At 59.5% G+C, this 17,842-nt stretch carries 28 protein-coding genes and 2 pseudogenes; 20 read left to right on the top strand and 10 right to left on the bottom strand.

Features of this window, described 5'->3' with window-relative positions; all coding sequences use genetic code 11:
* Positions 1–3: 3 nt before the first annotated feature.
* Genes ACODRZ_RS23270 through ACODRZ_RS23260 form a run of 3 tightly spaced genes read right to left on the bottom strand, consistent with a single transcriptional unit; the run spans position 4 to position 2,849 of the window.
* On the bottom strand, positions 4–1,113 hold the full coding sequence (locus tag ACODRZ_RS23270) for an efflux RND transporter periplasmic adaptor subunit (protein ID WP_036530305.1): 1,110 nt from the start codon (positions 1,111–1,113) through the stop codon (positions 4–6).
* 48 nt (positions 1,114–1,161) lie between these two features.
* On the bottom strand, positions 1,162–2,175 hold the full coding sequence (locus ACODRZ_RS23265) for a sensor histidine kinase (protein WP_010338394.1): 1,014 nt from the start codon (positions 2,173–2,175) through the stop codon (positions 1,162–1,164).
* Entirely contained in the window at positions 2,169–2,849 is a 681-nt protein-coding gene (locus ACODRZ_RS23260; protein ID WP_010338393.1) for a response regulator, read from the bottom strand. The genes ACODRZ_RS23265 and ACODRZ_RS23260 overlap by 7 nt, the downstream gene beginning before the upstream one ends.
* A 205-nt stretch (positions 2,850–3,054) precedes the next feature.
* Here ACODRZ_RS23260 and ACODRZ_RS23255 point away from each other — a divergent pair, with 205 nt between their 5' ends.
* A complete protein-coding gene (locus ACODRZ_RS23255; RefSeq protein WP_010338392.1) occupies positions 3,055–3,747 on the top strand; it encodes a VIT1/CCC1 transporter family protein in 693 nt (230 codons plus the stop codon).
* A 120-nt stretch (positions 3,748–3,867) separates the two neighbouring features.
* On the opposite strand, the gene ACODRZ_RS23250 is transcribed toward ACODRZ_RS23255, so the two are convergent.
* A complete protein-coding gene (locus tag ACODRZ_RS23250; RefSeq protein ID WP_010338391.1) occupies positions 3,868–4,260 on the bottom strand; it encodes an ArsR/SmtB family transcription factor in 393 nt (130 codons plus the stop codon).
* Positions 4,257–4,880: a peroxiredoxin gene (locus ACODRZ_RS23245; protein ID WP_010338390.1), complete on the bottom strand. Its 624-nt coding sequence runs from the start codon at positions 4,878–4,880 to the stop codon at positions 4,257–4,259. Before ACODRZ_RS23245 ends, ACODRZ_RS23250 begins: the two co-directional genes overlap by 4 nt.
* 87 nt (positions 4,881–4,967) lie before the next feature.
* Between ACODRZ_RS23245 and ACODRZ_RS23240 the strand changes: the two genes are divergently transcribed.
* The 14 genes and pseudogenes from ACODRZ_RS23240 (at position 4,968) to ACODRZ_RS23175 (ending at position 13,003) form a co-directional block, all read left to right on the top strand.
* Positions 4,968–5,885: an MBL fold metallo-hydrolase gene (locus tag ACODRZ_RS23240; RefSeq protein ID WP_010338389.1), complete on the top strand. Its 918-nt coding sequence runs from the start codon at positions 4,968–4,970 to the stop codon at positions 5,883–5,885.
* Positions 5,882–6,331: a YeeE/YedE family protein gene (locus ACODRZ_RS23235; protein WP_010338387.1), complete on the top strand. Its 450-nt coding sequence runs from the start codon at positions 5,882–5,884 to the stop codon at positions 6,329–6,331. Before ACODRZ_RS23240 ends, ACODRZ_RS23235 begins: the two co-directional genes overlap by 4 nt.
* 16 nt (positions 6,332–6,347) lie before the next feature.
* Positions 6,348–6,554 carry a YgaP family membrane protein gene (locus ACODRZ_RS23230; RefSeq protein WP_010338386.1) on the top strand — a complete coding sequence of 69 codons (207 nt, stop codon included), beginning with the start codon at positions 6,348–6,350 and terminating at the stop codon, positions 6,552–6,554.
* The gene (locus ACODRZ_RS23225) at positions 6,551–6,961 is read left to right on the top strand and encodes a DUF6691 family protein (protein ID WP_010338385.1); all 411 of its coding nucleotides are present in this window, start codon (positions 6,551–6,553) and stop codon (positions 6,959–6,961) included. Before ACODRZ_RS23230 ends, ACODRZ_RS23225 begins: the two co-directional genes overlap by 4 nt.
* 37 nt (positions 6,962–6,998) lie before the next feature.
* The gene (locus tag ACODRZ_RS23220) at positions 6,999–8,582 is read left to right on the top strand and encodes a bifunctional protein tyrosine phosphatase family protein/NAD(P)/FAD-dependent oxidoreductase (RefSeq protein ID WP_029547838.1); all 1,584 of its coding nucleotides are present in this window, start codon (positions 6,999–7,001) and stop codon (positions 8,580–8,582) included.
* Between the two features lie 3 nt (positions 8,583–8,585).
* The gene (locus ACODRZ_RS23215; RefSeq protein WP_010338383.1) at positions 8,586–9,371 is read left to right on the top strand and encodes a sulfite exporter TauE/SafE family protein; all 786 of its coding nucleotides are present in this window, start codon (positions 8,586–8,588) and stop codon (positions 9,369–9,371) included.
* A gap of 12 nt (positions 9,372–9,383) precedes the next feature.
* Positions 9,384–10,010: pseudogene (locus ACODRZ_RS23210) on the top strand (cytochrome ubiquinol oxidase subunit I); the annotation flags it as partial.
* A gap of 16 nt (positions 10,011–10,026) precedes the next feature.
* Complete coding sequence (locus tag ACODRZ_RS23205; RefSeq protein WP_488986260.1) at positions 10,027–10,473, top strand: hypothetical protein; 447 nt, start codon at positions 10,027–10,029, stop codon at positions 10,471–10,473.
* Positions 10,457–10,915 carry a hypothetical protein gene (locus ACODRZ_RS23200; RefSeq protein WP_488986259.1) on the top strand — a complete coding sequence of 153 codons (459 nt, stop codon included), beginning with the start codon at positions 10,457–10,459 and terminating at the stop codon, positions 10,913–10,915. Before ACODRZ_RS23205 ends, ACODRZ_RS23200 begins: the two co-directional genes overlap by 17 nt.
* 103 nt (positions 10,916–11,018) lie before the next feature.
* Positions 11,019–11,639 (top strand): annotated as a pseudogene (locus tag ACODRZ_RS23195) (hypothetical protein); the annotation flags it as partial.
* Between the two features lie 17 nt (positions 11,640–11,656).
* Positions 11,657–12,025: a DUF3768 domain-containing protein gene (locus ACODRZ_RS23190; protein ID WP_488986258.1), complete on the top strand. Its 369-nt coding sequence runs from the start codon at positions 11,657–11,659 to the stop codon at positions 12,023–12,025.
* A gap of 68 nt (positions 12,026–12,093) precedes the next feature.
* Entirely contained in the window at positions 12,094–12,390 is a 297-nt protein-coding gene (locus ACODRZ_RS23185; RefSeq protein ID WP_488986257.1) for a type II toxin-antitoxin system RelE/ParE family toxin, read from the top strand.
* A 4-nt stretch (positions 12,391–12,394) separates the two neighbouring features.
* Positions 12,395–12,703 (top strand): addiction module antidote protein, encoded by a 309-nt coding sequence (locus tag ACODRZ_RS23180; protein WP_488986256.1) that lies wholly within the window; start codon positions 12,395–12,397, stop codon positions 12,701–12,703.
* A gap of 33 nt (positions 12,704–12,736) precedes the next feature.
* On the top strand, positions 12,737–13,003 hold the full coding sequence (locus ACODRZ_RS23175) for a type II toxin-antitoxin system Phd/YefM family antitoxin (protein WP_488986255.1): 267 nt from the start codon (positions 12,737–12,739) through the stop codon (positions 13,001–13,003).
* Between the two features lie 225 nt (positions 13,004–13,228).
* Here ACODRZ_RS23175 and ACODRZ_RS23170 read toward each other — a convergent pair whose 3' ends face one another.
* Positions 13,229–13,357 carry a hypothetical protein gene (locus ACODRZ_RS23170; RefSeq protein WP_488986254.1) on the bottom strand — a complete coding sequence of 43 codons (129 nt, stop codon included), beginning with the start codon at positions 13,355–13,357 and terminating at the stop codon, positions 13,229–13,231.
* 132 nt (positions 13,358–13,489) lie between these two features.
* On the opposite strand from ACODRZ_RS23170, the gene ACODRZ_RS23165 reads away from it, so the two are divergent.
* Both ACODRZ_RS23165 and ACODRZ_RS23160 read left to right on the top strand, forming a co-directional pair.
* Complete coding sequence (locus ACODRZ_RS23165; protein ID WP_488986253.1) at positions 13,490–14,041, top strand: hypothetical protein; 552 nt, start codon at positions 13,490–13,492, stop codon at positions 14,039–14,041.
* Positions 14,042–14,234: 193 nt separating this feature from the next.
* Positions 14,235–14,429: a hypothetical protein gene (locus ACODRZ_RS23160; protein WP_488986252.1), complete on the top strand. Its 195-nt coding sequence runs from the start codon at positions 14,235–14,237 to the stop codon at positions 14,427–14,429.
* A gap of 4 nt (positions 14,430–14,433) precedes the next feature.
* Here ACODRZ_RS23160 and ACODRZ_RS23155 read toward each other — a convergent pair whose 3' ends face one another.
* Entirely contained in the window at positions 14,434–14,898 is a 465-nt protein-coding gene (locus ACODRZ_RS23155) for a hypothetical protein (protein ID WP_488986251.1), read from the bottom strand.
* A 182-nt stretch (positions 14,899–15,080) separates the two neighbouring features.
* Between ACODRZ_RS23155 and ACODRZ_RS23150 the strand changes: the two genes are divergently transcribed.
* The 3 genes from ACODRZ_RS23150 to ACODRZ_RS23140 are packed head-to-tail and all read left to right on the top strand — an operon-like array spanning position 15,081 to position 16,061.
* Positions 15,081–15,488 (top strand): hypothetical protein, encoded by a 408-nt coding sequence (locus tag ACODRZ_RS23150; RefSeq protein WP_488986250.1) that lies wholly within the window; start codon positions 15,081–15,083, stop codon positions 15,486–15,488.
* A gap of 1 nt (position 15,489) precedes the next feature.
* The gene (locus tag ACODRZ_RS23145) at positions 15,490–15,795 is read left to right on the top strand and encodes a hypothetical protein (protein ID WP_488986249.1); all 306 of its coding nucleotides are present in this window, start codon (positions 15,490–15,492) and stop codon (positions 15,793–15,795) included.
* On the top strand, positions 15,762–16,061 hold the full coding sequence (locus ACODRZ_RS23140; protein ID WP_488986248.1) for a helix-turn-helix domain-containing protein: 300 nt from the start codon (positions 15,762–15,764) through the stop codon (positions 16,059–16,061). Before ACODRZ_RS23145 ends, ACODRZ_RS23140 begins: the two co-directional genes overlap by 34 nt.
* Positions 16,062–16,106: 45 nt before the next feature.
* Here the strand turns inward: ACODRZ_RS23140 and ACODRZ_RS23135 are convergent, their stop codons facing one another.
* The 3 genes from ACODRZ_RS23135 to ACODRZ_RS23125 all read right to left on the bottom strand — a co-directional run bounded on the left by ACODRZ_RS23135 (position 16,107) and on the right by ACODRZ_RS23125 (position 17,382).
* Positions 16,107–16,232 (bottom strand): hypothetical protein, encoded by a 126-nt coding sequence (locus ACODRZ_RS23135; RefSeq protein ID WP_488986247.1) that lies wholly within the window; start codon positions 16,230–16,232, stop codon positions 16,107–16,109.
* A 65-nt stretch (positions 16,233–16,297) separates the two neighbouring features.
* Positions 16,298–16,609: an integration host factor subunit alpha gene (locus ACODRZ_RS23130; RefSeq protein ID WP_488986246.1), complete on the bottom strand. Its 312-nt coding sequence runs from the start codon at positions 16,607–16,609 to the stop codon at positions 16,298–16,300.
* Positions 16,610–16,683: 74 nt separating this feature from the next.
* Positions 16,684–17,382 carry a hypothetical protein gene (locus tag ACODRZ_RS23125; protein ID WP_488986245.1) on the bottom strand — a complete coding sequence of 233 codons (699 nt, stop codon included), beginning with the start codon at positions 17,380–17,382 and terminating at the stop codon, positions 16,684–16,686.
* Between the last annotated feature and the right edge of the window lie 460 nt (positions 17,383–17,842).

Raw genomic sequence — 17,842 nt, 5'->3', positions numbered from 1 at the left:
GACCTATTTCGAGATGGCGAGCGCTTTGAGCGCGCTTGTGCCCGTAGTGACGACGTTCTCACCGACGCTGACGCCGGTCAGGAGAAGGACCTGGCCATCCACCGCGCCGCCCTTTGTCACCCTGCGCTGAACATAACCGCCCCGGACCGCCACGAAGACCACCGACTTGCCGTCAGTATCCACTACGGCCGCGGCAGGCAGGACGACTGCGCCTTTCGGTGCAGGCCCGAATATCGTGACATTGCCCGTGGCGCCTGCGATGACCCCTGGAGCGGCGGGAAGGCTCGCCTTCAGCGAGGCAGATCGCGTCATCGCGTCGATGGTGCTGCCGACAGATGTGACGGTGCCAGAAAGCGCGCCGAGTTTGACCGTCATGCCGGGTCTGATCTGTCCAACAAGCCGCTCGGGAACCTGCGCGACGACTTCGTAACGGCCATTCGCATCGATCACATAGGGAGCAGTCGTCCCGTCCAACGGGTCGCCTGTCTGGATCTTGGCACGCGTAATTCTGCCCGCGATCGGAGCTGTCAGCGTGTAGGTGCCGCTGCTCCCATGCCCGCCGACAAGGCTGAGAATGCGGCTTTTCTCGCGAACGTCCGCACGCGCCTCCATGGCCACTGCGCGGGCTTCGTCGGCTCGCGCTCCGGCAATCACCCCTTCCTTGTCCAGTTGGGACAGCCTGGCGGCACTCGTCTGCGCGACACCCAACCGTGCATTTGCACGCGCGAGATCGGCGCCCAGCGTCAGAATGTCACGGCTCGAAACCACGGCCAGTGGTTGCCCGGCCTGTACGCTGTCGCCTTCCACAACCATGGTGCGCATCACCACACCCGGAAGTGTCGCGGTCACCGCTACACGCGCGTTAGCGGGCGGACTGATCGTGGCGGGGAGATCGGCGATCGGCGCTTCTGATGCAGGCAATGCCGGAGAGGCCTTGATGCCGAGCAATCTCGCCCTGTCCGGCAGCACGGCAAGCATGCCGGCAGCTTTCTCGGTCTTGACCTGCGTTCCCGCCGAGACGGTTTCCGAGCGAGGAAACATAGTCCAGCCCAAGCCCGCGACTGCGACGGCTACAATGGCGCCGCCCACCAGATATTTGCGTCCGTTTTCCATTTCGCCGCGATATCGGGTTCAACCTGACGGCGTCTTGACGATGGGAAATTACTGCAGGCGGAAATCCAGGATGAGTTCTCTCAAGGTCTCGCTCGTTCGAATATGACCGTTATGTGCGCTCATAATCCGATGGGTTATGGAGAGGCCGAGACCCGCGCCATGGGGGCTGGCATGGTCTGCTCGCTGATGGCGGCGGATGAGTTGCGCCAGCTTCTCTTCGCTGAGGCCGGCGCCTTGGTCGCGCACCCTGATGATCGCTCCGGGCCCGGATATGATCGTCACGGTGCCACCCATGGGCGTCGCGCGGACGGCATTTTCAATAAGGTTTCGGATTCCCGCCCCGATCGCTTCCCTGTGGCCGTATATCTTTGGCACCTGGCCTTCGGACTCTATCGCGATCTCGCGTCCTTGCGCGATGACGGTCGCTGCCAGGGACGAGACACTGTCTTCAGCCAATGTCTCGAGATCGAGTGGCTCAGGCGTCATGGGCATGGTGGCGTCCGCGTCGATCTGCGCCAGTAGCAGGAGCTGATCCACAAGACGGCGCATGGCGCTGACCTGCGCCTTCAGAGGATCTCCATCCGATCCCTCGCGTCGATCAAGCTCTAGAGACAAAATGGCCAACGGCGTCCGCAATTCGTGGGCGACGTCAGACGCAAAATCCGCCTGTTGCTGAGCTGAGGTGTCGAGTCGGTGAAGCAGGTTGTTGATGGATCGCACGAACGGTTTCGCTTCAGCAGGCATATCGGCTTCATCGATCTGCATCCCGCGTTCGGTCGGTGCGGTTTCGATATGACGCGCCGCTTTGCTCAGGGGCTCGAACGCCGTTCTGATGACCCATGTGGTTGCAAGGCCCATTGGCAGGATCAGCACCACCAGTGGGATGAGAACATGATCGAACAGTTCCGTCGATGCCGCGTCGCGCATGGTCGGATCGAGCAAGGCGCTAAACGGTATGCCATATTCCGAGAGGACAGCGTAGATCAGCGACACCGTACCGATGGCGCCAACCAGCAGCAGGCCACCGATGAGCCGATGGCCAACCGAAAGTCGCTTCAGCACGGTTCCCGGTCTTCTAGCAAGTAGCCTAGCCCCTTGATCGTATGGAGCATGTTGCGAGCTCCGCATTCCTCAAGTCGACGACGCAGCCGCGAGATTGCGGCATCCACTGCATTAGGGGATATCTCGTCTCGAAAACTATACAGTGCATTTTCGATACGAGATCGACGAACGACTGCACCAGCCTCCCGCATGAGTAACTCAAGCAGGCTGGTCTCGCGAGGTGACAGATCGATGGCCTTACCCTGATACCGCGCGCGATGAGCGCTCGTGTCATAGGATAGGCTGCCCACCTCCAACACGGGCGCTGCCCGAGCTCCCGGACGGCGAAGTAGTGCCCGAATCCTCGCTGCCAGCTCATCCGCCTCTACCGGTTTGACGACATAGTCGTCAGCGCCGCCGTCCAGTCCATCGACCCGCTGCTGGAGCGAACTGCGGGCTGTCAGCATCAGGACCGGCACCGCAAGGCCCGCGTCACGCCTCTTCTTGATCCAATGTACGCCGTCACCATCGGGCAAGCCCAGATCGAGGATGAGTGCATCATACTGAGCCGACCCAAGAGCCAGATCCGCCTCCGCTGCCGAATAGGCACAATCGCATACGAATTTCCGACGCGTAAGGCCCTCCGCCGTCAGATCTGCCAGGTGGCGATTGTCTTCAATGATCAGAATGCGCATGCTCTCATCCGGCGATGGTTTTACCCGGCATATTACCGAACCGATCTGACATCGTCCTGACCATATGAATTTCTTCTGACGCTTGTGATCCGATACGGCGTCGCGCCTCCAAATTTGTGCGGATCGAGCTTGCCGGACTGGCACGAGATAGCGAACAGGCTATAATGCGGGTCAAAGAAATGGCTTGGCTTCAAAGGGGATTACGATGCGCAGCCACCGGGAAACCCATCTCGTCTCTCGTATCGGATGGCTTCGTGCCGCGGTGCTAGGCGCCAACGACGGCATCGTATCCACGGCTAGCCTGATGATCGGCGTCGCTGCGTCCGGTGCCTCCCGTTCTTCCATGTTGATATCTGGTATAGCGGGTCTGGTGGCCGGCGCGATGTCGATGGCGGCGGGCGAATATGTGTCGGTAAGCTCTCAGTCTGACACCGAAGCGGCGGACTTGCGCCGGGAGCAGCAGGAAATCGCTGACAATCCCGATGCGGAATTGGCAGAGTTGGCTGGTTTCTATGTTCAGCGAGGGGTCGACGAAAAGACCTCGCATGAGGTTGCGAAACAACTCATGGAGCATGATGCACTGGGTGCTCATGCTCGCGAAGAACTCCACATCACCGAGATGACTGCCGCACGCCCGATCACAGCGGCATTGACGTCTGCCTCGACGTTCACGGCCGGAGCCCTGCTGCCTCTCATCCTTGCGGCTTTGCTGCCGGCGTCGCTCACCGTAACAGGCGAAGCGCTGGGATCGCTCCTGTTCCTGGCGCTCCTGGGATGGGTGGGAGCTGCCGCTGGCGGTGCAAACCCGCTCAAACCTGTCGGTCGTGTGGTGTTCTGGGGGGCGTTGGCCATGGGTTTGACCGCTGGCATTGGCAGCTTGGTCGGGAAAGCAATTTAGGACAAAGGCCCAAAAGCTGCGCACATGAAACTTCTTCTACGACGTTAAGAGCGTGTCGCTTGCAGCGACCACCGCAGCACTCGCTACAAAGCCAAACGAGGCAAACAGCGCGTAAATATCTTAATCAAGCACTTGAGCAAATCCGGCCACCCCTTCAGGTAATGATGGACGACGCTCCGGTTTGGCAGACGGCCGGATTTCTTCGACCTTACCCAGGCCTCCGAAAATCGCTTCCATTGTTCGGACGCACAAAGCGACCCCCTCGTCAGCAAGCGCGTACCAAACGAGTTTGGCCTCCTTTCTCGTTTGAACGAGATTGGCCCGGCGTAACTCCCCTAGCTGCTGGCTGAGTGCTGGTTGGACAATGTCTGTCGCTTCGCCGATCTCCGATACGTTGCGCTCCCCGCGTAACAGGCAAGAGAGGATCATGAGGCGCTGTGGTTGCGCAAAGACCTTGAGCTTTTCGGACGCGACGGTCGCAGCTTCGCGGTCCTCGTAAAATGCCTCGTTCATAGCGCGTCCGCAAAGCGGCAAAACCAGTCCTGGCGATCTTCTGCGATGTCAGATGGTGGGCAGAGCAAAGGCTGTCCTTCCCGCCATCCTTCAGGCGCAAGTTTCTGGGCACTGCCCACCACTTGCAGTGCTTTAAGCAACCGCAGCATCTCATCGACCGATCGCCCAACATTATGGGGGTAGCATGTGATCGCCCTTATGACCCCTTCGGGATCGATGAAGAATGTCGAACGCATAGCCATGCTGTCAGCAGATTGCTCGTCAACCATGCCATAGGCATGCCCAATCGCCATGCTCGGATCCTCGATTATCGGGAAGCGGACATCCGCTCCGAGCGTCTCTCGGATCGCTCTGACCCACGCCATGTGCGAGTAAAGGCTGTCGACTGACAGTCCCAACAGCGACGTTTCAAGGGCATCAAATTCCGACTGCCGACGGGCGAGTTCAGCGAATTCGGTGCTGCAAACTGGCGTGAAGTCAGCGGGATGGGAAAAAAAGATCACCCATCGTCCACGCAACTTTGAAAGCTGAATTTCGCCCCCGGTCGAACGGGCGCGAAAGTCTGGCGCGGGCTCTCCAATGCGCGGTGAGCGAGATTCAATTCTTTGGGCCATTTCCATGACGTCTCCTTCGACGCTCCTCCCTCTTGACGCAACAAGATTATTCGATTACACGATATATGTAAATGTGAATTTGTGAGGTTTTCCGTGGCCGACTCCGCTCTTGCAGCCGCCTCATCGCAGATCTCAGCCGCTCAAACGGACACCCCCCAGATCAAGGCGTTCTTTGACGAGCCGACCTTCACGGTGACCTATGTTGTTCATGATCCCGAGAGCCGCCACGCTGCGATCATCGACAGCGTGCTGGACTATGACCCCGCCTCGGGTCGCACCTCCTTCTCCTCGGCAAACGCGCTTGTCGCTTTTGTCGAGGAGAAGGGGCTTGCTATCGACTGGCACCTGGAGACGCACGCTCACGCGGATCACCTGTCAGCTGCGCCATATCTGAAGGAGAAGTTGGGCGGGCAAATCGCCATCGGCGAGCAAATCATCACGGTGCAGCAGGCATTTGGTAAGCTTTTCAACGCGGGCACCGATTTCGAGCGCAACGGTTCCGACTTCGATCATTTGTGGAAAGACGGTGATCACTTCCGGATCGGCAATCTTGATGTAACCGTGCTGCATGTGCCGGGGCACACGCCGGCCTGTATCGCCTATGTGATCGGCGACGCCGTCTTTGTCGGCGATACCATGTTCATGCCCGACTACGGCACGGCACGTGCTGATTTTCCCGGTGGCGATGCCCGAACCCTCTATCAATCTGCGATGCGGCTTCTGTCGCTCCCGCCGGAAACGCGGCTGTTCATGTGCCACGATTATCTTCCGGAAGGGCGCAAGGACTATGTCTGGGAAACGACCGTAGAGGCCGAGCGCCAAGCCAACGTCCATATCCATGACGGGGTAAGCGAAGACGAATTTGTCGCGATGCGCGAGGCCCGCGACAAGACGCTCGCGATGCCGCGCCTCATTCTGCCTTCTGTCCAGGTGAACATGCGCGCCGGTCATTTCCCGCCTGCCGAGGACAATGGCGTCACGTACCTCAAGATTCCGGTCAACGCAGTATGATGCTGCCCGGCTTCCCCAATGCCACCCCCGTCGCGGGGTTGGTTGGCGGCCTGCTGATCGGGCTTGCGGCAGCGATCATGCTGCTCGGACTTGGTCGCATCGCTGGTGTAAGCGGTATGTTGGCCCGCGCGTCGGGAATTTCCGATACGGGCACACCGCGCGCCATAGCGCTCGCGTTCATCGCCGGACTGCCGCTTGGTGCGCTCCTCGTCATACTGTCTTCCAGCAGTATCAGACCGCTTTTTACAGGATCAGTCCTGCAACTGGTCATTGCCGGACTGCTCGTAGGTTTCGGCACGCGCCTTGGTTCAGGCTGCACGAGCGGTCACGGGGTCTGCGGTCTCTCCCGACTTTCGCGCCGGTCGATGGTCGCAACGCTGACCTTCATGGTCAGCGGCTTCGCCACCGTTGGGCTGATGCGCGCTTTCGGTTTCATCAACGGATAGTCGGAGGACACCGGACATGAAGAGGAATATGGGAACGGTCGATCGGATGCTGCGCACCATCGCAGCCTTGGCGATCGGTTATCTCTGGTGGACCGGAACGATCAGCGGGGACCTCGGTGTCGGCTTGGCGATCGTCGCAGTTATATTCCTTCTGACAAGCGCGGTCAGCTTCTGTCCGCTCTACCGCCCGCTCGGCCTTTCAACCTGCGGCACTGGGAAGTGAAGGTCCCTGCCATCTCGTTGCTAGCGGGCACCTTGTTCGGAGCTGGGCTCACCATATCCGGCATGGCTGACCCCGCGCGGGTGCGCGCCTTCCTCGATCTGTTCGGGGCCTGGGATCCCACGCTTGCCTTCGTGATGGTCGGTGCGATGGTGCCGATGGCGATCGCCTGGTTGGTCCAGAAGCGGATGCCGCGACCGATCGTCTGCGAGGCGTTCGACTTGCCCGGTACAAGCTTGCTGGATGCCAAGTTGCTTGGCGGAGCGTCATTGTTCGGGATCGGTTGGGCGATCGGGGGACTATGTCCCGGCCCCGCACTCGCCGACCTTGCCATCGCACCAATTGAAGCCGGAATTTTCGTCGCCGCCATGCTCGCCGGCATGACCGCGCACCGCATCATTACAAAATGAAAAGAGGCCCGCTTCAGAGCGGGATCGAGGAGAAGCCATGGACATCAAGCCGCTCAATCGGGACTTTGCAATCTCCCCGCAGATTGATCTCGCCGACCTTCCGGCAATCGCCGCCCAAGGTTACAAGGCGATCATCTGCAATCGACCTGATAACGAGGAGAAGGGTCAGATTGCCGCTACGGAGCTTCGTGAAGCTGCCGAACGACTGGGCTTAGAGTTCGCGCATGCGCCCGCAGTCTCGGGGGCGATTACCGATGCGAATGTTGAGGCCATGGCAAGTGCGCTAGCGCGCCTTCCTAGGCCGATTCTCGCCTTTTGCCGCTCCGGCGCGAGGTCGACGAAGTTGTATGACCTCTCCTCCTCTCGGAGCCAATCGGCCCCTGTAGTCCATATTCACGATGTCGTGATTGTCGGCGGCGGTGCAGCGGGGATTGCGACGGCAGCAAGCCTTCTAAAGCGCAATCCGAAGCTCGATATTGCAGTTATCGAGCCATCTGAGGAGCATTATTATCAGCCCGGTTGGACTATGGTCGGCGCCGGTGTCTTCGAGAGAGAGTTCACACGACGCACTGAAGCGCAGGTCATGCCGAGCCGAGTGAACTGGATCCGCGCAGCAGCCTCGGATTTTGCCCCCGACGAAAACAAGGTGATCCTCAGTGATGGCGGCGAAGTCCGCTACCGTGTTCTCGTTGCCTGTCCGGGTATCAAATTGGATTGGAACGCTATTCCGGGCTTGGCCGATACGATCGGCAAGAACGGCGTGACGTCCAACTATGGCTATGATCTTGCGCCCTACACCAACAGACTGGTGAAGCAATTCAAGGGCGGACGGGCGCTGTTCACCCAGCCCGCAATGCCGATCAAGTGTGCCGGCGCGCCGCAAAAAGCGATGTACCTTTCCTGTCATCGCTGGGAAAAGGCAGGCGTCCTGAAAGACATCGACGTCCAGTTCCACACCGCCGGCGCGGTGCTGTTCGGCGTTGCCGCCTATGTCCCGGCACTGATGGAATATGTCGAGCGCTATGGCGCGCACCTCAACTTCGAATCGAAGCTCGTCGCGATCGATGGCGCCGCAAAAGTGGCGACTTTCGAACGCAAGGATAGCGACGGCACCGGACGCGTCGAAGAGCGCTTCGACATGATTCACGTCGTGCCGCCACAGGTCGCGCCGGATTTCGTGCGCACCAGTTCCCTCGCAGCAGCCTCCGGCTTCATCGAAGTCAACGAGGCGACGCTTCGACATGTGCGCTATCCTAATGTATTTGCATTGGGCGACGCCTGCTCCGCCTCGAATGCCAAGACCGCCGCTGCGGCGCGCAAGCAGGCGCCGGTTGTCGCGGTCAATGTACTTGCCGTGCTCGAGGGCAAGCCGCCGACCGCTGACTATGACGGCTATGGCTCCTGTCCGCTAACGGTCGAGGCTGGCAAGATCGTGCTCGCCGAGTTCGGCTATGGCGGCAAATTGCTGCCCAGCTTTCCCAATTGGCTGATCGACGGAACGCGGCCCTCGCGCCTGTCCTGGCTCCTCAAGGACACCATCCTGCCGCCGGTTTACTGGCATGGCATGCTCAAGGGCCGGGAATGGATGGTCGCGCCGCACGCGATCGAAGCGGCGCACTGAGCCATGCTTGAGCCGCTTCAATATGCCCTCGGCGGACTGTCAGGCGCGCTGGTGGGCTTTGTCCTCGGGCTTGTCGGGGGCGGCGGGTCGATCCTCGCCGTGCCGCTGCTGCTCTATCTCGTAGGCGTCCGCAATCCGCATGAGGCGATCGGCACCAGTGCATTGGCCGTCGCGGCCAATGCGCTTACTGGCCTCTGGAACCATGCCCATGCCCGCACCGTGAACTGGCGGTGCGGGGGGATCTATGCTGCTGCCGGCGTCGTCGGTGCGCTCGGCGGTTCAACGCTTGGCAAGAGCATCGATGGGCACAAGCTGCTGTTCCTGTTCGCGATCCTGATGATCGTTGTGGCAGTCTTGATGTTTCGCGGTCGCGGCGACCAGGGCGTCGAGGGCGCGCAATGCAATCGGGAGAATGTCGGCAAGGTTGTCAGCTATGGTCTCGGGACCGGCGCCTTTTCCGGCTTCTTCGGGATCGGCGGCGGTTTCCTCATTGTGCCGGGGCTGATCGCCTCGACCCACATGCCCATCCTGCGCGCGATCGGCACCTCGCTCGTCGCGGTCGCGGCCTTCGGTCTGACGACAGCGCTCAACTATGCGCTTTCGGGCTACGTCCTTTGGGGTCTGGCCGGCGTGTTCATCGTGGGCGGCATTGTCGGGAGCGTCATCGGCACGCGTGCATCGCAGGTACTGGCCGCCGAAAAGGGCCGGTTGAACAGCCTCTTCGCAGTCTTCGTGCTCGTCGTTGCCATCTACATGCTATTCAAGAGCTGGTCCGAACTCGCCAGCTGAACGGGGATATTCATGGACGCCATCATTCTCGCAAGGGCGCAATTCGCCTTCACGGTGAGCTTTCACTTCCTCTTCCCGGCCTTTTCCATCGGGCTGGCAAGCTATCTGGCCGTGCTCGAAGCTCTGTGGCTGAAGACCGGCAAGGGCGTCTATGCGAACCTGTTTCGCTACTGGCTGAAGATCTTCGCCGTCGTGTTCGCGATGGGCGTCGTCTCGGGCATTGTCATGTCCTACCAGTTCGGCACCAACTGGTCAGTGTTCTCGGACAAGGCGGGACCTGTCATCGGACCGCTGATGGCCTATGAGGTGCTGACCGCCTTCTTCTTAGAAGCCGGATTCCTCGGGGTCATGTTGTTCGGGATCAACAAGGTTGGGCGCAAGCTGCACTTCGTCGCGACGCTTGCAGTCGCGCTGGGGACTTTTATTTCCGCATTCTGGATCCTGTCGGTCAACAGCTGGATGCAAACGCCCGTTGGCTATGAGGTCGGCGCCAACGGCCAGTTCCTGCCGGGGCCAAGCTGGCTGACAATCATCTTCAATCCCAGCTTCCCCTATCGGCTCTTTCACACGGTCCTTGCCGCCTATCTGACGACCGCTTTTATCGTGGGTGCCGTCGGAGGATGGCATCTCTTAACAGACTGCGGAAGAAACCCGCATGGCGCTGGAAGACCTGCTCCTAGCCCCGCATGTTGCAGGTAAGGCAGGCATCATGCTCTCTGAACGATCGCCGTTTCGCGGGCGCACGCGATCGGGCGACGTTGATGTCTATATCACCGAAATCCTCGCCGAGACGGATATGCGCCTTGGCGTTTGCGATTGGGGCTACTGCCTGTACCGCCGCGAAACCTCCGCTTGCCTAGGCGGCGAACGCGAGCCGAATCAGGTGCTTCGCACGCAAAGCACCTGCTTGAACTGCGCTAACTTCGCCGTGACCGACCGGCATAGAGGTGTTTGGAAAGCGCGCCTCGAACGCAACACCTTGCTGACCCAGCGGGATGATCTCGACGCCGAGAGCCGCGCGCTTGCCGAAATCCGCATTCAGGAATCTCGTCGTATACTCGACCAGCTCGACGAAGGAAGTACTGATGGCGTCCGAATCTGACCTTGCTACGCCACAAGCTCGCCGTTGGGCAAAGACCGATGCCCGTCTGCGCGAAGCTCTCGGCGCATTCGCTAACGATCCAGCCACTGCGCCAACGGTAGCCGCACTCGCACGAGCGGCAGGGGTCGGCCGCAATATCATTTATACTCACCATGCCGTCGTTCTTGACGCTTTGCGCGGACTTCAGGCGCAGCGTGCTGAATACACAGAAAAGACCGCAGGCGAGATGGATCGCACACGCACGGCTCTTCGTGATGCGGAAGCCCGCAACATCGCACTCGCGACACATAATGCCAGCCTACTGAAGCGCGCAGTCGAAGCCGAGCAGCGCGCGGAACGGCTCGAACGCCGCAACGCGCAACTAGTGAAGGAACTCGATCGGCTACAACGACCCGTCCCAATCCGTACCAGCGCTGAACTGCACGATCCCTCCGCGCTCTGAACGCGGTCCCGATCTAATCGGGCGTCTTGGAAGGAGAGGGGGATTGGGAGTGGCGGAAATGTAGGCTTTGCGAGGTAAAGAAGACAGACCCAGCCAGACCTAATGTTCGCTGAAATATAAGAAGGCTCCACAGGACGCCTTCCTGAAGACATGGAAACCCGCCCAGGAAGCATGGGCTCGCGGCCAGCGGGTGATCCGCCTGATCGGCTACGACGCCGGCCCAAGGGACACCTTGCGCGCCAACCATGCCCTGTCGATCGACGATCCACTCTACGAATGCCAGTATCCCCTTCGGGAATGGGACTGGGATCGCGATGCCTGCATCCGCCGCATCGAGGCCGAAGGTCTGCCGGTCCCGGACAAGAGCGCTTGCTGGCTCTGCATAGCCAACCGCGCCCAGGAGATCCGCGACCTTCCTGCATGGTGTCTGCGACTGATCGTTCTGGTGGAGGCGAGGGCGGCACCACGCCTGCGAACGGTCGAGGGCCTCTGGCGCAAGACCACCAAGGCGCGGCCGGGCCGCATGACGGATTTCATCCGCCATGAGGGGCTACTTCCCGCCGAGGACATCGACCAGATCATCACCGAGGCCCCGCTCGACCTGATCCGGTTTCAGGACGTCGCCGCTTCGATCCCCGTCGACGAACGCCCGACCATGCGCAGCTGGATCGAACGCTTCAACGCTGCGGTGCCCGCATCGCAGCGTCCCCGTCTCGCCGCCTGACCCACAGGAGAATTGCCATGTCCCTCGCAACTGCCACCGCCGTCATGTCCGAGCGCGAAATCATCGCCCGTCTCAACGATCGCTGCCGCCACGGCCTCGACCGTACCGGCCGGATCGTCATTACCCGCACCTGCCTTGGCACTTTCGCTGACAGTACGATGGCCGAGCTTGTCGCCCAGGCCCAGATCCTCGCCGAAGTCCGCAAGTTCACCTATCCCGAAGACGACAGGACCGAGCGCGATCGTGGCCAGATCGATTACCGGGGAACGACGGTCTATTTTCAGATCGACGCCTACGACGCCGACCTGAAGTGGGGTTCCCCTGACCCCACTTACGCCAGCGTCACGCGCCGCGTCATGACAATCATGGTCCGCGAGGATCTCTAAGTTCCGGTCAAATCTTTCGATTGCCAACCTTGGTTGACAGTCGGGAGCCTGTCAACTATGGTTATCACATGATCGAGATGATCCAGTCTAACGCCTTCAATCAATGGTTGGCTGGTTTGCGTGATTCAAATGCGAAAGCCCGAATACAGATTCGCCTACGTCGTTTGAGCCTTGGAAATCCAGGCGACGTAAAGCCCGTAGGGGATGGAATATCGGAGCTTCGCATTGATTATGGGCCGGGATACCGCGTTTATTACATGAAGCGCGGCCCCATCGTGATTGTCCTGCTTTGTGGCGGTGACAAGAGCACACAGGCACGAGACATCGCGCAGGCAAAGTCAATCGCGAGCGCATGGAAGGAATGAAATCATGGACGTGACTTTTAGCCGTTACGATCCCGCCGACTTCCTCAAGAGCGAAGCGGACATTGCGGCCTATCTGGACGCCGCTGCTGAGGATGGTGATACCGCCGTAATTGCCGCCGCTCTGGGCGACGTGGTGCGCGCTCGCAATATCAGCAAGCTCTCACGCGATACCGGTCTGAGCCGTGAGGGCATTTACAAGGCTCTGTCTGGTGAAGGGAATCCGAGCTTCGCGACGATCGGCAAAATTGCCGATGCTCTTGGATTGCGTATCAGCTTTCAACCAAATCAACAGGCGATCACTTTGACGCCATAACAGCCGCTGGCTTCATTTGCAGGAGATCAGGCCGTGAGCTTGTCTATTGAAACCTTCCGCACGAGCGAAGTCTCGAAGCGCTTCGGTTTCTACTACGATAAAGCCATGACCCACCCGATTGCGGTCGAGCGCAATGGAGCCGTGGGTGTCGTCATGTTGCCGGCTGCGGAATACGAACGCTTGGCACGGCTCGATCACATCGCGCTTGCTCCCGAAGAACTGAGCGAAGCGGCATTCAACGCCATTGCTAAAGCCCAGCCCGCCGCCGATCCTGACGGTTCCAACACACTCCTGGACTGAGCCGCGCCCTAGTGACTCCTCGAGCATCTGAGCCTTGAGCCGCACCTGGCCGACCTAAGCATCCGTCGTCTAATCGAAAGGGCCTTGGTCAAGGCCGGATGAAATGAAGGCGGTGCCGGGTGGTCGCGTTTACCCGGCACCTGGCGCGGCGATTAGCATTTCTGGTGTCCATGTTCAAGATACCTGCGGCACAGATGGACAAATCGTCACAAATCTAACGGCGTTCTACAGGTCGATATTGCGCCGTTCGATTTCATCGAGAACGGCCTTTTCAAAGTTGGTCAGGTTTTCACCGTCTTCGACTTTGTCCCAGGCATCGACCAACTGTGCGTCGGCCATCTGTTTCGGGTCCATTATCCGCGTTCCTCCTGCAATGGCAGGGCCAGCATCCCACGCGCTCGCAAGCCCTGCAAGACGCGCATAGCCTTGGCGCGATAATAACAATTATGTTAATAATCAATCACTTAGCAACCTATGGAGGCTGCTATGCCCATCCGTCAACCCGATCTGTTCTACGGCGACAAGCAACCGCCTCGATCGCCACGACCAGCGCGCGCATATCGCAAGGCCGAGAAATCAGCGCCCGCCGCGTTCGCATGGGAGAGCATGGGATCTTGGGTGCGCCATATGCACCGCCTGTTCGCAATCGAAAGCCCCAGCAGCGATCATTACGCGCGCGTCCGGCAAACCGCCCGCGAACTCACCGTCGAGCGCATCCGACGATGCCGGCACGCCGACGATCTGACCCGCTGCGAAGCCATGCTGGCCCAAGCCAACTCCGGTTGGCTCTACGGCCTCGATCGGGCTTTCACCCGCGCAGAGCGCGGCGAACGCCTCGTTGAAGTGCGCAATCGCATCGTCCTGCTCGGCCTCGGCCGTGCCGCGCCCAAGACGAAAGGACCGCGTCTCGATCCAGCTCGATTACCCGATGACGCGCTCTTGCGGCTGATCCAGAGCCACACCGATCCGCATGTCGTCCTCGCATTACGGACCGAACGAGAAAGGAGATTGCAAACAATAACGGGGCCGAAACCGTAGCAGCGGCTTCGACCCCGTCGATTGAATGAGACCCATGCATTACCGTGGATCAACCAGCGCAACGCCTGAACGTCGACTCCGGCTCCATCCTTTATAGATAGCAATGGGTCAATTTAACATGAACGAACCTGCATGGCTCGTTCCCGCGCATTTGCGCACATCACCCGAAGGACATCACCCGAAGGACAAACCTATGACTATCTCGTCTCCCTCAGCCCGCCGCCGCCATCTCACCTCGTTCGAGAAGTGCTATGCCGTCGCCTGTCAGCTTCGCGACACCACCGGCGCCGACCAGTTCGTCGTGCGCACCGACAACCCTTTACAACCCTTCCGCGTCTCGCGGCATCAGCCGACCGAGCCGGAAACCATCCTTGCGCTCGTAGCCTGAGCGCTCAATTCCAGACCGTCTGATCCGCCACCATTTCGGCGGGCGTCTTGCCGGCAACCAGATTGCGCGCCGAGACATGCAGCACTTGCGCCCCTGATTCCCGAACGGCCCGAGCCATGTAGGCGCGACGGTTCGCCAGGATCGCGAGCCAGCGCATATCCTTCACGGTCTCCTTCAGATCCCGTTCGCACGTCAGATACCACAGCTTCATCTGCAGCGGGTTCTTGTCCTTCAGGATCTCCTCAAAGGCCAGATAGCCTTCGCCATAACGGACGCCCTTGCGGCCGTCGTTCCACAGGTCGAAATAGGCATCGGCCATTTCACGGGTCGCGAAATATCCGGCATCCAGGCTCTCACCCACAAGGGCTCCTGCCAGCAGCCGGCGAACAGGTCGAAGTTCGACATCGTTCACCGCGTCCATCAGGGGCAGATCGTAATTGTACCCCTCCAGTACGTCCTTCATCTTCATAGGTTGTCCTCCTTCGGTGAGACCTATGCGCTATTTAGAACATTAAGTGAACGGCGCAGTCAAGCCGATCATCACTTTCAAATGACAGGTGATTTCATTTTTCGGGAACTTTGGTCTCAAAAGCTTTTAACCCTTTGTTAGGAATTGAACCTCAATCCTGCTCTCGCGAGCGAGATGCAGTCTTGTTCCCGCCGGTCTGGCAATCCCGACACCCCCTGTCCCAAAACCTTTGCCAGACCGGCGACCCGCCATCAGGTGCGCTTTCACTTGCCTTGTGGGTCGACCGAATGCTTCACAGTTACCAAGACAATCGTGGCGGCTTTTCCGATGTCCGCCCCATGAACCGGATGGAACTATCGATGCTCGCCAAGCTCCTCGATCGCCCTCTATGGACGCCATGGATGTCCATCATGGGGGTGCTCATCGCCCTCTTTTCCTTCGGAACGCTCTTCGGAAATTTTACAGGGGTGCCCGTTCGGACATGGCAAATCTGGTCAGTCGTCGCCATCGCGGCATGGTCGATCATTGGCGCCGCGATCGTTCTCGTCTCGGACTTTGTTCAGGACCATCTCGCCATGGATGACATTTGATATGAAAGCCGCCCTTCCCCTGGCGATCTTGTTCACGGTCATCCCCATGGCCCTGGCGGTAGCCACCACCCGAGCATCAGGCGTCTTCCAGCTTCGGCCAGCTGGTGCCCCGCCGCTCACCCGATATGAACGCTTGCGCCGCTTTGCGCTTCTCAACTGGATCTGGCTGCCCCTCGCCGTCGGCGTGCCAATCGTGCTTTCCATCAGCGGATTGTGCCTCAGCATGGTTGGCCCCACGCGCTTTGCATGGATGACTGGAGGCAAATTGGCCGCTTGCCTGATCTATTCGTCGATCATGCACATATGACCCGACTACCTCTCTCCGAGACGGTCCCCGCCGCAACCCTCAAGCAAACGCTTGCCGCGAACCTTGCTACCTCCTGCGCTTCGCGCAAGATGACCCAAATTGCACTTTCCGAGCGATCCGGGGTCGCCGCCTCTCACATCTCCCATATCATGCACGGCAAAGCGAACCCGACCCTCGCAACAATGCAAAATTTGGCTGATGTGCTCGACATTACCGTGATCGATCTTCTCACGCCAATATCTGCAAAGCCGCGCCTTCCTGAATGAAGCGCGCGGCAAAGCGTAGCCACGGATCGTTTCTCGATCCCTCATTCAGAAAGGACCACTCTCATGGAACCACTGCGGCACCTCGATCGAGACACGCGCCGCGCCCGCCTTCTCGCGGCACGCACCCGCCCTGTCGGCGGCATCAACCGGCGCGGAATCTTCACCGGCCATTGGGATCGCGGTGACGTCGTGCGCCAGTTTCGCGGCGGCAACAGATCTTGGCTCGGCCTGGCAACCTACGTTGCGCGAGATCCCGCCACCTGATCGCGTAGCCCCTGGCTCGGCCTGAACGTCACCACACGGCGCGCAGATACCGGCACTTCCACGCCAGTCTTCGGATTTCGCCCGATCCGCTCGGATTTGTCGTTCAGCAGGAACGTCCCGAAGTTCGAAATCTTCACATTCTCGCCCGCTGCAAGGGCATCCGACATTCGCACGAGGATCTGTTCCACCATGTGAAGCGCATCGGTCCGCGATAATCCGACCGTGCGATGCAGAGCCTCCGCAAGATCCGCGCGCGTCAACGTCGACCCTTCATCTACCGGCATCTGCAATCTTTCCTCATGCTCTGATGATCAATGGGCCCTGCGGGCCAACTGACGGCTAAACAGCCAACGCCTCTTTAACACTGGCACCGCTGCCGCAGCGGCGCGCCCTCAAGCGTCACACGATCGAAGCTGAAAATATGCTCACGCGGACTATTGTCGCAGCGACCAACAATCCGCCTTGGAAACTCTGGATCGCCTTTCGCGAGCGTGATCGTCGTCGTGCGGCAAATCGGGCAATCCGCTATGTAATGGCGTAAGACTATCGACCTCACTCCATCAACCTCCGCACGATCAAGTACGACACCTCGCATATCCCCTGCCACGTCGCCCATGCCGAGAAGTAAAATCCTATCATCGAACAAGCGCTCCCAGCGCCGTGATAAAGACCACCAGATCAACACCGCCAACCCGGTGAATATCATCATAGACAACCAAGGCAGCCCATTGGTTCTCAAGCCGATCCAGGTCGAGATCGAGAGCATCACGCCACACAGGACAAATAGCGCGCAAAGACAAAAGAATGGGGCCAGAAAGAGAAACTTGCGGTACTGCTCGCGCTTCTCTCCTACCCCCGGATGGATGAACTTGCCCGCCCACGACAGTCGCGGAGCTTGCTTGCTGGCACGGTATCGCAAAACTGATCCTGAAATCTGATAAGGCACCTTAAAAGGCACCTCACCTTCGCCTGGATCGAAAATACCGATACGATACAAGTCCGAGCCTGTTTTGATCAACTCGAGATCCAATAGCCTCCCGTCCAGGTGCTCTGACATGACTGCCCTGCGGGCCTCAAAGCCACTCTGTATCGCATCTGGTTTCGCCCAATTATTCCGACCGCACCTATTCGCATCACGGTCCACGAAACCGCCAATGACCTGTCGGGTATGAGGCCCCTCCCCCTTCTCGCGTGTCGCACGAAGCAGCCCTACAAAAAGTCTCGGACGGAATTTGGGGTTACATGGCGGCCAACTGACAAGATAATCCTGTCAATATCAGCGCTGGAAAGGCCACTTTCTTCAAAGGTCTTCATAGCTCTTTCGACATATTTCCCGCCATGACCTCAATGGGAGGCTCCATCATCCGGAGCCTACCATGAATGACCACCCTCTCAAGTCATACCGCATACCTTTCGAGATCATCTGCCGCGGGACAACAATTCAATTCGTCTCATCAGGCCGTGAGAACGGCGGAGCAATATTCGGCCACGCTAGCGGCGGGATAGTCCCGCTGCGG

The organism is Novosphingobium sp. FG90 (genome assembly GCF_057808725.1).
This window is presented reverse-complemented; position numbering and strand designations above follow the sequence as displayed.